The 13,177-nt window shown below is 59.9% G+C and carries 13 protein-coding genes; 7 read left to right on the top strand and 6 right to left on the bottom strand.

From position 1 onward, the window contains the following. Window positions 1-90 precede the first annotated feature (90 nt). Complete coding sequence (locus K5R88_RS06135; RefSeq protein ID WP_226299439.1) at window positions 91-984, bottom strand: LysR family transcriptional regulator; 894 nt, start codon at window positions 982-984, stop codon at window positions 91-93. 101 nt (window positions 985-1,085) lie between these two features. Here K5R88_RS06135 and K5R88_RS06130 point away from each other — a divergent pair, with 101 nt between their 5' ends. Beyond that, on the top strand, window positions 1,086-2,177 hold the full coding sequence (locus K5R88_RS06130) for a polyamine ABC transporter substrate-binding protein (RefSeq protein ID WP_226299438.1): 1,092 nt from the start codon (window positions 1,086-1,088) through the stop codon (window positions 2,175-2,177). 21 nt (window positions 2,178-2,198) lie between these two features. Beyond that, window positions 2,199-3,158 (top strand): agmatinase, encoded by a 960-nt coding sequence (speB, locus tag K5R88_RS06125; protein ID WP_192227092.1) that lies wholly within the window; start codon window positions 2,199-2,201, stop codon window positions 3,156-3,158. 127 nt (window positions 3,159-3,285) lie between these two features. Here speB and K5R88_RS06120 read toward each other — a convergent pair whose 3' ends face one another. Continuing rightward, a complete protein-coding gene (locus K5R88_RS06120; protein ID WP_226299437.1) occupies window positions 3,286-4,338 on the bottom strand; it encodes an aldo/keto reductase in 1,053 nt (350 codons plus the stop codon). A 191-nt stretch (window positions 4,339-4,529) separates the two neighbouring features. Between K5R88_RS06120 and K5R88_RS06115 the strand changes: the two genes are divergently transcribed. From K5R88_RS06115 to K5R88_RS06095, 5 genes are all read left to right on the top strand, one after another. Next, window positions 4,530-5,246, top strand: coding sequence for a helix-turn-helix transcriptional regulator (locus tag K5R88_RS06115; protein WP_192227094.1), 717 nt, complete (start codon window positions 4,530-4,532; stop codon window positions 5,244-5,246). A 52-nt stretch (window positions 5,247-5,298) separates the two neighbouring features. Beyond that, the gene (locus K5R88_RS06110; RefSeq protein ID WP_008040238.1) at window positions 5,299-5,640 is read left to right on the top strand and encodes a nuclear transport factor 2 family protein; all 342 of its coding nucleotides are present in this window, start codon (window positions 5,299-5,301) and stop codon (window positions 5,638-5,640) included. Between the two features lie 30 nt (window positions 5,641-5,670). After that, complete coding sequence (zapE, locus tag K5R88_RS06105) at window positions 5,671-6,789, top strand: cell division protein ZapE (protein ID WP_008040240.1); 1,119 nt, start codon at window positions 5,671-5,673, stop codon at window positions 6,787-6,789. A gap of 18 nt (window positions 6,790-6,807) precedes the next feature. Beyond that, entirely contained in the window at window positions 6,808-7,395 is a 588-nt protein-coding gene (locus tag K5R88_RS06100; protein WP_008040241.1) for a DinB family protein, read from the top strand. Window positions 7,396-7,487: 92 nt separating this feature from the next. After that, window positions 7,488-7,979 carry a GNAT family N-acetyltransferase gene (locus K5R88_RS06095; RefSeq protein WP_223451646.1) on the top strand — a complete coding sequence of 164 codons (492 nt, stop codon included), beginning with the start codon at window positions 7,488-7,490 and terminating at the stop codon, window positions 7,977-7,979. A gap of 81 nt (window positions 7,980-8,060) precedes the next feature. Here the strand turns inward: K5R88_RS06095 and K5R88_RS06090 are convergent, their stop codons facing one another. The 4 genes from K5R88_RS06090 to K5R88_RS06075 all read right to left on the bottom strand — a co-directional run bounded on the left by K5R88_RS06090 (window position 8,061) and on the right by K5R88_RS06075 (window position 12,922). Continuing rightward, window positions 8,061-8,261, bottom strand: a complete 201-nt coding sequence (locus tag K5R88_RS06090; protein ID WP_192227098.1) for a hypothetical protein — start codon at window positions 8,259-8,261, stop codon at window positions 8,061-8,063. A 98-nt stretch (window positions 8,262-8,359) separates the two neighbouring features. Beyond that, on the bottom strand, window positions 8,360-10,594 hold the full coding sequence (locus tag K5R88_RS06085) for a TonB-dependent siderophore receptor (RefSeq protein WP_226299436.1): 2,235 nt from the start codon (window positions 10,592-10,594) through the stop codon (window positions 8,360-8,362). 202 nt (window positions 10,595-10,796) lie between these two features. Continuing rightward, entirely contained in the window at window positions 10,797-12,539 is a 1,743-nt protein-coding gene (locus tag K5R88_RS06080; RefSeq protein ID WP_207284383.1) for a phosphoethanolamine transferase CptA, read from the bottom strand. Window positions 12,540-12,739: 200 nt separating this feature from the next. After that, window positions 12,740-12,922, bottom strand: coding sequence for a DUF6026 family protein (locus K5R88_RS06075; protein ID WP_008029917.1), 183 nt, complete (start codon window positions 12,920-12,922; stop codon window positions 12,740-12,742). Between the last annotated feature and the right edge of the window lie 255 nt (window positions 12,923-13,177).

The raw sequence follows: 13,177 nt of genomic DNA, 5'->3' as shown, positions 1-13,177 counted from the left end.
GAGGCGCAGGATGCCAGAAAATTCATCGACTTACACAAAACCCTTGTAGGAGCGAGCCTGCTCGCTCCCACAGGGGATTGGCGGTGTGGTTCAGGCGAACGCGGCGAGCAAATCCTCTTCAAAGGCTTTCTGCGCATCCTCCGGCACCTGCGCACGGTGGCGGGCCAGATGGAACGCCACGTCGAAACTCATGTCGCTGCGGCGCACGGCCCTGAGCAATCCTTTGTCTTCCCAACTGCGGGCAAAGTGGCTGGGCAGGTAACCGACATGCTTGCCGGACAAAATGAAGGCGAGGGTGCCTTCGACCTGTTCCGAGCGCGCCGAGCACCGTTTGCCCTGAAAGGGCTCGTCGCTGCGCAAAAAACGGTAAGGGTGATCCACCCGGTCGCACGCCTGCAACGCTTGATCGTCCGGCGCCTCGTCGGTGAACAGCGGGTGGCCGGCGGCGCAATACAAGTGCTGGGTTTCCGTGAACAGTTCGCGGTAGTCAAACGCGCTCTGCACCTGTGAGAAATAGCCGATCGCCAGGTCCAGCCGTTGTTGCAGCAGCAAGCGCTCCATCTCGCCGGGCATGGCGCTGATCAGTTCGATGCGCACCGACTCATCGCGTTCGCGAAAGCGCCGGATCGCCTCAGCTACCCGTTGCAGCACGGATTGATCCACGGCTTCGGACAGCCCCAGGCGCACTTCGCCGATCAGCCGACCGGCCACGCCATTGGATTGATGACGGAACGCTTCAATGGATTCGAACAGTCCGCGTGTCGCGGTCAACAGTTGTTCACCTTTGGGGGTGATCCTGAATCCACCCTTGCCGCGACTGCACAGCCGATAGCCGAGCCGGGTTTCAAGCCTGGCCATTTGCTGGCTGATGCTCGACTGGCTCAGGCCCAGTTCACCCTGGGCTGCGCTGAAACCGCCGCATTCCACCACGCTGACGAACAGGCGCAGCAATTGCAGATCCACATCGTGAAGCTGGCCGAGCATCAAACATTACTCCGCAATAAAGTCAGGGTAACTGACTTGGTATTTTTCCAATGTATCCGACGACGCATGCTGGGGCCACTTCCTCTGGTCAGGTGTTCGTCATGGCTCCTCTATTCAAGCTGTGTTTACCCGCGCTGTTCCTTGCCGCCTCCGTGTCGGCCCATGCCGAGGAGAAGGTCGTCAATCTTTACAGTTGGGCCGATTACGTGGCCCCGGAAACCTTGCAGCGCTTCGAGCAGGAAACCGGCATTCACGTGCGCTACGACACGTTCGATTCCTCGGAAGTCCTGGAAACCAAGTTGCTCACCGGCGGCAGCGGCTATGACGTGGTGGTGCCGTCGTCCAGCGTGCTGGCGCGCGGATTGGCGGCGGGTGCCTTGAGGGCGATTCCCCACGAAGGCCTCAAGGGCTACGCCAACCTCGATCCGGATTTGCTGGAAAAACTCGCCGCGGTCGATCCCGGCAACCACTATGGCGTGCCGTACACCTGGGGCACGCTCGGACTCGGGATGAATGTGGAGGCGGTGAAAAAGCGTTTGCCGGATGTGCCGCTCAACAGCCTCGACTTGCTGTTCAAACCCGAATACGCCAGCAAGCTGAAAGATTGCGGCGTGGCGATCATCGATTCGCCGCAGGAAGTGATCGGCCTCGCGCTGCACTACCTCGGTAAAGATCCCTACAGCACCGACAAGTCCGATCTGTCAGCCGCCGAAGCGTTGTTGCATCAGTTGCAGCCGAATGTGCTGTACGTCGCCAGTGGCCGGCAAATCAACGACCTGGCCAACGGCAGCGTCTGCCTGGCCTTGACCTACAACGGTGACGCGAGCATGGCCGCCGATCAGGCGCGCAAGGCCAACAAACCGTATGAAGTGGCGTACCGGATTCCCAAGGAAGGCACGCTGGTCTGGCAGGACAACCTGGCCATCCCCAAGGACGCGCCGCACCCCGAAGCCGCCCGCGCCTTTATCGAGTTCATGTTGCGTCCCGAATCCGTGGCGGCGCTGACCAACACGCTGTTCTTTGCCACGGCCAACCAGGCCGCCACACCGCTGGTGGATGAGGCAGTACGCAGCGATCCTGACATTTACCCCCTCGCCGATGTGCGCGAGCGGTTGTACGCCGACCGCAGCATGAGCCTCAAGGACATGCGTCAGCGCACCCGTTTGTGGACCACTTTCCGTAGCCGCCAATAAATAAACAAGAAGGAGCACCTGATGGACGTCCCAGTGCAAAACGATCAGGCCATGACCCGCGACAGTCTCTACGGGACTGCCGCCGAAAGTACCTACGCCGGTATCACCAGTTTCATGCGTCGCCGGTACAGCCGCGACTTGCGCGGTGTCGATGTGGCCGTCAGTGGCGTGCCGTTCGATACCGCCACCAGCAACCGTCCCGGCGCGCGTTTCGGACCGCGCGGCATTCGTGCGGCGTCCACCGGGATCGCCTGGGAACGGCATTGGCCATGGACGTTCGACCCGTTCGATCATCTGGCGGTGATCGACTACGGAGATTGCGACTTCGATTACGGCTCGCCGCATTCGGTGCCGGAAAGCATTGAAGCCCACGCCGAGCATATTCTGAATGCCGGTTGCGCGATGCTGACGTTCGGCGGCGATCACTTCATCAGTTACCCGCTGCTCAAGGCGCATGCCCGTAAACATGGGGCGCTGTCGTTGATTCACTTCGACGCGCACAGCGACACCTGGCCGGATGAAGAGGGCAAGCGCGTCGATCACGGCACGATGTTCTGGCACGCGGCCAAGGAAGGTCTGGTGGACCCGTCGCGCTCGGTGCAGATCGGCTTGCGCACCACCAATGACGATCATCAGGGCTTTCAGGTGCTGGATGCGCGGCAAGTGCATCGGCGTGGGGTGGACGCGATTGTCGAAGCGATTCGCGCACGGGTCGGCGACAACCCGGTGTACCTGACGTTCGACATCGATTGCCTCGACCCGGCGTTTGCACCCGGCACCGGCACACCGGTGTGTGGCGGTTTGAGCACGGTACAGGCGCTGGAAATCCTCGGCGGCTTGCGCGGGATCAATCTGGTGGGGATGGACGTGGTGGAAGTGGCGCCGGCCTACGACAGCGCGGACATTACCTCACTGGCGGCGGCGACGTTGGCGATGGAGATGCTGTGTTTGTATGCGGCGAAGCATAAGGTCGATCGGTAGTACGGATTTGCGGTGTTCGTGATGACGCTTTCGCGGGCAAGTCGGATCGCCGCACCGCTCGCTCCTACATAGAGCATGACCTGTAGGAGCGAGCGGTGCGGCGATCCGACTTGCCCGCGAAGCTTTTTCAGGCGACCGGGATTATTGGCAGGTCCAGGGTTTCGCCCCCGCTGAACCGTGCAAAAGAACCGGCAATGGATTCATGCGGCACGCCCTTCGCCACTTCGCTGATGCCATCCAGCCGCGACAACTGATCGGCACTCAACTGCACATCCAACGCGCCCAACGTCGCATCCAGCTGCTCACGCGTACGCGAACCCAGAATCGGAATCAGCGCCGTGGTCGAGCGTTTGGCTTTTTCCCGCAGCCAGGCAATGGCCACGTGCGTCGGGCTGGCGTCCAGCTCCGCCGCGACCGCGAGCAAGGTGTCGAGCAGGGCGGTTTCGCGGGCACTTTTCTCGGCGTGTACCAGCATGCCCAGTTTGGCGGCACGGCTGTTCTCGTCGTTGGTGCGGTATTTGCCGGTCAGGAACCCGCCACCCAGCGGCGACCATAAGGTAGCGGCCAGCCCCAACGCTTCGGCCATCGGCAGTTGTTCACGTTCGGCCGTGCGCTCGGCGAGGCTGTACTCGACCTGAATGGCGGCAACCGGCGAAAAACCGCGAACTTCAGCCAGCAGATCGGCGCGGGCGATACGCCAGGCCGGGAAGTTCGACAGCCCGGCATAATGAATCTTGCCGGCGCGCACCAGATCATCAAAACCACGGAGGATTTCTTCCATGGGCGTGACACCGTCGCTCATGTGCGCCCAGAACAGGTCGATGTGGTCGGTCTTGAGCCGTGTCAGGCTTTCTTCCACGGCGCGGACCATGTTCTTGCGGTTGTTGCCGGTGTAGGAAATGCCTGCGGCCGGCGTAGTCCCCAACGTGTATTTGGTGGCGATGACCAGGCGATCGCGCTCAGCGGCGATGAATTCGCTGAGCATGGCTTCCGACTGGCCACCCTGATAGCCGTTGGCGGTGTCGATGAAATTACCGCCGGCCTCCAGGTAGCCATCAAAGATGCGCTTGGCTTCATCGCGCTCGGCGCCATGACCCCAACCGGTACCAAAGTTACCGGCACCCAGCGCCAGTTCCGCAACGCGCAAGCCGGTTTTTCGGCCGAACACTTTGTAATGCATGGGATGACTCCTGAAGGAAGACGCTGCGGATTAATATAAATGTCGCAAGACATGTATTTAAGATGATGCTAGTCATGTATTCAGTCAAGGTGCTTTTTCATGAGTGGCAAAACGGGCCTGTGGTTACTGCCACTTTCTGACAGGGGGCTCTGCTAATCTGCGACATCCTTTCCGAAAAGAGCCTGCCGATTGTGTCTCGCACCACGCGTTTACTGACCTTGTTGCAAGTGCTGCGCGGCAAAAGTCGTCCGGTCACGGCGGCGACACTCGCCAGCGAGCTTGAGATTTCCGAGCGTACGCTCTATCGCGACATCGCGGAACTCACCGCACTGGGCGCGCCGATCTACGGTGAGGCGGGGATCGGTTACGTGTTGCGCAGCGGTTTGTTCCTGCCGCCGTTGATGCTCAATGCCGATGAAACCGAAGCCATCGTGCTGGGGCTGCGTTACGTGGATCAGCGCGGCGATGAAGTGTTGAGCAAAGCGGCGGCCGATGCGCTGGCCAAGATTGCTGCGGTGCTGGCGCCCGAAGCGCTGGACGCACTACGCAACCCGACGGTAATGCCGGGCCCGCCCGGTTATGGCTTCGCGCCAAATGCCGTGCCGCTGAATGCGTTTCGCCAGGCGATTCGCGATCAGGCCAAGCTGCACATCGACTATGCGGACGCACAGCAAGTGCCGAGTCAGCGGCTGATCTGGCCGCTGGCGCTGGGGTTTCTCAATGAAGTGCGGATCATCGTCGCCTGGTGTGAGTTGCGCGGCGCCTATCGGACTTTTCGTACCGACCGGATTTCGGCGGCGAGCGAGCAGGGCGAGCGTTATCCGGGGCGGCGCAGCGACCTGCTGCGCACCTGGCGCAAGCAGATGCAACTGGATGAAGCCGGGCGTTTCACTCCTGACAAGAACTGACACAGGCGTGTTCTAGCATGGCGTCAGAATCAACCAACAAGGAGCTGTCACCATGTCCCATCCTGCCTCTGCACTGGCGCCCGCCATCGCCGCTTACATTGCTGCCGCCAATGCCCGCGACACCTCGACGGTCGCCAGTTTTTTCGCTGAGGACGCCAATGTGTTCGATGAAGGTCAACACCGGATTGGCACCCAGGCTATCGCCCAATGGATGCAAGACACCGCCCGGCGTTACCAGCCAAAGGTCGAAGTGCTCGACGTACAACAGCGCACCGGCAAGGTGCTGGTGCACAACCTGATCTCCGGGACGTTTCCCGGCAGTCCGCTGGAATTGCGCTACATGTTTCGCCTGAACGAGCAGGGCAAGATCGCCCGGCTGGACATTTCACTGTAGACGTCGCGTCACGATGGCATACTGCCGCGCATGAATGCCGACTCCCCGTTAAGCGCCTGGCAACACGCCATCGAACAGAAGGGCTTCGTCCAGGACGAAGCCCAGGAACATGCCGTCTGGGCGTTGCAAAAATGCCATGAAGCGTTGCATGAAGGTCAGACGCCGGTCACGGGCGTGTACCTGTGGGGCCCCGTCGGGCGTGGCAAGACCTGGCTGATGGATCAGTTTTACCAAAGCCTGCAGGTCCCGGCCCGGCGCCAGCACTTTCACCATTTTATGGGGTGGGTGCATCAACGCTCGTTTCAGCTGACCGGCACCGCCGATCCGCTCAAAGCCCTGGCCCGCGAGCTGAGCGAAGAAGTCCGCGTGTTGTGTTTCGATGAGCTGTTCGTCAACGACATCGGCGACGCAATCATTCTCGGGCGCTTGTTTCAGGTGATGTTCGAGGAGGGCGTGGTGGTGGTCTGCACGTCCAATCAGCCGCCGGACATGCTGTACGCCGATGGCTTCAACCGCGACCGCTTCGTGCCCGCGATCGAGGCGATCAAGCAGCACATGCAGGTGATCGCGGTGGATGGCGGCGAAGACCATCGCCTGCATCCCGGCGCTGGTTTGCAGCGCTATTGGGTCGCCGCGCCCGGGCAACCCGGCGCGCTGGAAGATGTGTTCAAGGCGCTGACCGCCGGCCAGTCAGTCTCCAGTGAACCGATCAAGGTCGGTTACCGCTCGCTGAATGTGGTGCAGGCCAGTGAAACCGTGCTCTGGAGCCGATACGCCGACCTCTGTGAACAACCCTTTGCCGCCATGGATTTCATGGCCCTGTGCGACACCTTCAGGGCTATTCTGTTGAGTGACGTGCCCAACCTCAGCGCGCAAAAACGCGCCGGCCGCATCGCCCGTGGCACCGAAGACGGGGTCGAGCGGGTGGTGGCGGGTGATCGCGAGTTGCCGCAATTGTCGGTGCACGACGACGGTGTGCGGCGCTTCATCGCGTTGGTGGACGAATGCTATGACCGCAAAGTGCCGTTGTACCTCGAAGCCCAGGTGCCGATGGAATCGCTCTACACCGAAGGCTATCTGGAATTCCCGTTCCGCCGCACACTCAGTCGCCTACAGGAAATGCAGCTGCAACGTTTCGCCGACGCTTGAACCCAAGGAGCCGCGAACATGAATCAGCCCTTGTCCCACCATTTGCTGACCATGGCTTATCAGAATGCCTGGGCCAATCATCGACTGGCCAAGGCCTGGAGCCAGTTGAGCGCAGAGGAGCTGGCGGCGCCGCGCGTCAGTTTCTTCCCCAGCCTGCGTGCGACCCTCAACCACATCCTGACCTGCGACTGGTTTTACATGGATGCGCTGGAACGGGAGTTGCGTGGCGATGTTCCGCATCCTGAATGCACGGTGTTCTTCAACAAAGACGAGCCGTTCACCACTGCCGCTGACCTGCAGCGCGAACAGGCCCAGGTTGACCGCCGCCTGATCGCCTATTGCGAGCAAATGCGCGACGCCGACCTGGGCAAGATTGTGACAATCGCCCGAGACACGCCGCAATACGACAGCCGTTTGCGCCTGCTGTCTCATCTGCTCGAGCATCAGATCCATCATCGCGGGCAAGTACACGCCATGCTCAGCGGCACGTCGGTCGCGCCACCACAATTGGACGAGTTTTTCTGCGCCGGGGAGTCGGGCCTGAGGGCGGCGGATTTCGCCGAGCTGGGGTGGACCGAAGCATTGATCTGGGGCACCTCTGTTTAAAGATTGCGCGATGAACGGGACTCGCGATAGGGTCGCTGTGCCCTGCGGCGCGATCTGCGCGCCGGGGCAATTCATGTGTAATCGAGGTGGAAATGGAATCCGCAGAAATTCTAGTGCTTCAGGCCAGTTACACCAATCCGGTGCATGCCGAGGCGATAGGTCAGGTGTTGAATCATTACGCCGAGGACCCGATGGGTATCGGTCATTCTTTGCCGGCCGAGGTGCTGGAGCACCTTCCGAGGGAACTCGCCAAACGTCCCCATGCGTACAGCGTGCTGGCGTTCGTCGGGGGTGAACCGGCAGGGCTGGTCAATTGCTTTGAAGGTTTTTCGACGTTTGCCTGTCGGCCATTGGTCAACGTGCATGACGTGGTGGTGGTGAAACAGTTTCGCGGATTGGGCCTGAGCCAGAAGATGCTGCAAAAGGTCGAGGAAATCGCCCGTCAGCGCGGCTGCTGCAAAATCACGCTGGAGGTGCTGGAAGGCAATGCCGTGGCGCAGTCGTCCTACGCTAAATTCGGCTTCAGCGCCGGCATGTTCGATCCGGAGCACGGCCGGATGCTGTTCTGGACCAAGGCGTTGTAGCATCGCGCTCTTCGTAGGAGCCAGGCTTGCCGGCGAAGGCGTATTTGAAATCGCCTTCGCCGGCAAGCCTGGCTCCTACATCTAGCGTTTGTAATGCTCGGTCACTTGCGCCGTTTGATCGTCCGGAACCCGGACCTCAGCGGTTTGCTGGCTTTGATTCTCCTGTTGGCTGAGCCGCAGGCTTTCGTAGTAATAGCGCATGCGTTCTGCGCCACCTTCGGCAAATGCGCTGACCGAAACGAACGTCATCAGGCCGGCAACGATCAAGGGTGTACATTTCATGGTTCGCCTCCCAAAACGGATATCGGGTGCTTTTCATCCATGAAGCAATGTCGCGAGAACATTATCTGCCGATTTCGTCGATTGGGAATTAACTGCGCCTAGAGTTTCCAGTCCAGGCTCAGTGTCACCGTACGCGGATCACCCCAATACACACCGTTATAGAAACCGACGTTGTCGTAATACTTCTTGTCGAACAGGTTCTCGACGTTGAGCGAGGCGGACAGGTGCGGGTCGAACTCGTAACGTGACATCAGGTTGACCACGGTGTAGGCGCCTTGCCGGATGTTTGTGCGTTCAGTTATCACATTGCCAGCGGCGTTGCGTCCGACCGGGCGATTGGCGGCGCGGTAAACGTCACTTTGCCAGTTCACTGCACCGCCCACGGTCAGGGCCTGCCAGTCGCCAGGCAAGCGATACGAAGTCGACACCCGAAGCAGGTTCAGCGGCTGACTGGTATTGGTGCGTTTTTCCTCGCCATTGACCGAGTGGGTGTAGGTGTAACCGGCGGTCATGTTCCAGTGCGGCATGACCTCGCCGGAGAGCTCGGCCTCGAACCCCTGAACCTTGTTGCCCTTACCGCTGGAGGTGTAGAACTCCTCGCCGGTAACCGGGTCCGGCGGCACCGAATCGTCGCGTTCGGCGACATTGTCCTGTTTGCTCCAGAACACGGCGGTGGCGAGGTTCAGTCGCTCTTCCAGCAGGCTGCCCTTGAGGCCAAGTTCATAGTTGCTGCCCACCACCGGTTCGAGGTACTTGCGGCTGCTGTCGCGGTTGGTTTGTGGCTTGAAGATATCGGTGTAGCTGATGTAAGCCGTGTATTCGGGCGTCAGGTCGTACAGCAGTCCGGCGTATGGCGTCCATAGGTCGTTGTGTTGCTGGCGGGTAACTTCGGACTCGCTCAACTGCAGATTGTCGGTGTAACTGTTAGCCGTTTTCGACGCTTTCCAGCTGCCATAGCGGCTGCCGAGGACGGCGTGCAGATCGTCGGTCAACGTCAGGCGAGTGGCCAGGTAACCGGCCTTTTGGCGGGTGTTGTCGCTGGAGCCACGCAGGCTGGTGACGGTGTCGGGGAATTTGGGGATGCCGCCCATGTACTTCCAGTCGGGTACGTTTTCGTAGTCCTTCGCGCGGGCGCCATCGACGGTGTGTGGGCTTTCGTCGCTGCGTTCGGCTTCGCCATACCCGAGCATCATTTCGTGCTCACGCCCGAACAATGAATAGGGTCCGGACACGTTGAAGTCGTAAGCCTTCATTTTTTGCGTGCCGATCATGTGGCTGACGTTGGCGATCATGCCGCTGCGATCCGCCTCGGGGAAGCCGCCACCGCCGTAGTAAATCTTGCCGTCGGTGTCGCTTTCGCGATGGGTGTAAGCCGCCTTGAGGTGCCAGCCCATCCCCAGTTGCTGATCCAGCGTGGCGAACGCGGTCTTGTCTTTCAGCGGCCAGGAACTCCAGGGGGTGGCCATGTTGGTGGAGCGGCCGAGGCCGGCTTTGCTGCCGTCTGCGTTCCAGTAGGGCACGGTCCCCCAGGAGGTGCCCTGCACCTGTTTGTCCTGATAGTCATAACCCACGGCGAGCAGCGTATCGTCGGTCAGGTCGGCTTCGAGAATCCCGTAGCCGACTTCCCTTTGCAGCTGATACTTGTCGCGTACCGAATGACTGTCGCGATAGGCCAGCACGCTGCGCCCGCGCAAGCGTCCGTCGAACGCCAGCGGCCCGCCGACATCGACGTAACTGTAGTAATCGTCATAACTGCCGCCGCTGACACCGGTTTTGGCTTCCCACTGCGCCGTCGGACGCTTGCGCACCATGTTGATGGTGGCCGAAGGGTCGCCTGCGCCCGTGGTCAGGCCGGTTGCGCCGCGCACGACTTCGATACGGTCATAGATGATGGTGTCGGAATCGGACTTCATGTAGTTGAAGGTGTTGAGCATCCCGTCGATCTGGAAATTGTTGATCGTGTAGCCGCGGGAGGAATAGACGACCCGGTCCGAGTCGTTGTGCTGAACCACCACGCCCGTGGTCTGGCGCATGGCGTCGGAGAGCGTGTCGAGTTTGAAGTCGTCCATTTGCTGGCGCGTGATCACGGACACCGATTGCGGCGTCTCCTTGATCGACAGGTTCAAACGGGTGGCGGTGCTCATGGCGCCGGTGGTGTACGACCCGGTGTTTTCGGTGGTGCTGCCCAAGCCTTGGGCCGTGACGCTGGTGGCACCGAGTACCAGGGCGGAGGGTTGTTTGTCCGGGTCGGTTTCAGCCAGTAGGTCCGGGCTTAGTACGGCACTGCAAAACCCAAGGGTAAAGGTCATGGAACGGGTGATAGGCGCGAACATCGCAGCCGACTCCTTGTCGTCAATGAAAAAATTCCGTTTGTTCAAAGACGAAGGAGGGCGGGGGTATTTAGTTATAAACGAGAATTATTATTATCTTCCGAGGTAATTGTAGGAGCGAAGCTTGCTCGCGAAGACGTTGACCCAGCCAGCATAGATGTTGAATCTGCCGACCTCTTCGCGAGCAAGCATCGCTCCTACAGATCTACTGCTGAGCGACTGCCGGGGTCGGCTTCACCTTGGGTTTGATCAGGCTGAAGTCGATCAGCGCTTTCTGCTCGCGCTCATAAGGATTGCCGATCAGCAGTGGGCGCGGCTTGAAACTGTCGCTGACCACGCTCTTGCTGCGATCCAGTTCATCGAAGCTCAGCCCCGCCAGATCGGCCCAGGTATGGATCAGGTGCGAGCTGCTGTACGGCCGCCCCAGATCACCGGCAAAGCTCCAGTCATGGCTTTCGCGCCATTTCGGCGAGGCCCAGGCCATGAATGGAATGGTGTACATCGGCGCCGTCGGCTTGGCCTCGTTGCGACCCAGGGTGTTGTGACCGGCAGAGTCGAAAACGTCTTCGCCGTGGTCGGAGAGGTACAGCAGGAAGCCGTTAGGATCGGTCTTGGCGTAATCCTTGATCAGGCTCGAAACCACGAAATCGTTGTACAGCACCGCGTTGTCATAGCTGTTGTAGGTCGGCAACTGATCGTCACGCACGCCAGCCGGAACGCCGTTGCGGTCCTTGAACTTGTCGAAGGTCGATGGGTAGCGGTACTGATAGCTCATGTGTGTGCCGAGCAAATGCACAACGATCAACTTGCGTGGCGCCGCGTCGGCCAGGGCCTTGTTGAACGGCTCGATCACGTCGCCATCGTACTGGGCGGCGTTCTGGTTGCGGTTGTTGTTCAGGTACACCTGCTCGTCGGCCTGCTCGGAGAAGGTCGTGAGCATGGTGTTGCGCTTGGTCATGGTTTGCTGGTTGGTGATCCAGAAGGTCTTGTAGCCCGCCTGTTTCATCATGCTGACCAGCGACGGCGTCGACAGGTACAGCTCCGGGTTTTCTTCGTCGGCGAACGTCAGGACCTGCTGCAATGCCTCGATGGTGTAAGGGCGCGGGGTGATGACGTTATTGAAGACCGCCAGTTGGTCCTTGAGCTTGTCCAGTTCCGGCGTGGTTTCACGCGGGTAGCCGTAGAGACTCATGCGCTGACGGTTGGTGGATTCGCCGATCACCAGCACCAGGGTGGCAGGCTGATTGGCCATCGAATCCTTGAAATTGTGCAGCGGTGGAATCTTGCTCGCGCTGTCGAGCATGCCCTGCATGTCGGCCAGGGTGTCGAGGTAGCGGTGATAGGCCACGGCCATCTGCCACGGCACTGCCGGTTCGATACGGGTTTCGAACTTCTCGAAACCACTGGCGAAACTGCCGGTGTGAACGGTCTGCTTGGCTAGCGGATAACCCACCACGGCCACCAGAATGGCGGTCGCGGCGACCAATGCGCGACCACGGGGCATGTACACCGGGCGCAAGCGGGTCCACAGGAAATAGGCGAACAGCGTGTGGGCGACAAATGCCGCCACCATCCACCAGGCAAAATACTGGGTCATGTACTCGCCGGCTTCAGAGATGTTCGACTCGAACATGATGAAGATGACGCTCTGGGAAAATTCCTGCTGATAGATGAAGAAGTAACCGAGACTGGCCATGGAACAGGCCCACAGCACCACGCCGATCAGCGCCGCCAATACACGCGTCTTGCGGGGAAACAGCAGCATCGGCGCCAGCCAGATGGCGCTCATGGTGAAGGCCTGGCGGAAACCGCTGAACCCGGAGGTGCCCGTCAATTGGATCAGCAGTTGGGTAATGCCGGAGAAATACCAGAAGAACAGAAACAGCCAGAGAAACCCTGCCCAATCAAACTTGTCCGCAGTCGAATTGCTGCGTTCATACAAAGCCATTGCGTGCTCCAGCCAGAAATCACTTCCACCGCCGGGACGGGAAGGTCGCCGACGAACAGGCGCCGCGCAGATACCGGGCGGCCATAAAGGACCGGAGTATCAACAAGGGCGTGTGAAAGTTTTGTGAGCTGCTGGGCGCGGGTAAATCGTGATGGCGTATCGGAAACAGCGATTGGCTGCTTCCGATTCAGGCGAGGGGATCAGGCGTGGGGAGCGCGCAAAGTGACAGGCATCGGCTGAGCCTGGATACCTTGCGTCAGCAGGCGCAATTGCTCGACTTCCTGTTTGAGCTGGTCGCGTTCGTCTTTCAACTGGCGCAATTCATCACGACGGATCGTGACGTAAAGGGTTTGTGCTGGCCGTGCTGCTTGTACTGTGCCCATTGCTCACCTCGCAAATGGCTTGCCTCAACTGTAAATCCGCCCCGACATCGGTGCTGATTTACTATCGGCGCTGATTTTGATTTCTTTTGTCCCGGAAGGGAACTTTTTTATTTTTCGTGGTCGTTGTGTCTTCGGCACGATTCCCGACGTTATCAATCAGGATCGGGCACAATGCCCGGAAACTTCATGCCAACGCTCTGGACTAACCCTCATTAGTCGCGTTGGGCTATAACCTTTGACACACATTTATTTGTA

The organism is Pseudomonas sp. MM213 (assembly GCF_020423045.1).
Taxonomy (GTDB): Bacteria; Pseudomonadota; Gammaproteobacteria; order Pseudomonadales; family Pseudomonadaceae; genus Aquipseudomonas; species Aquipseudomonas migulae.
Note: the sequence above shows the minus strand (reverse complement) of the source record. Positions and strands in the feature narration are given on the sequence as shown.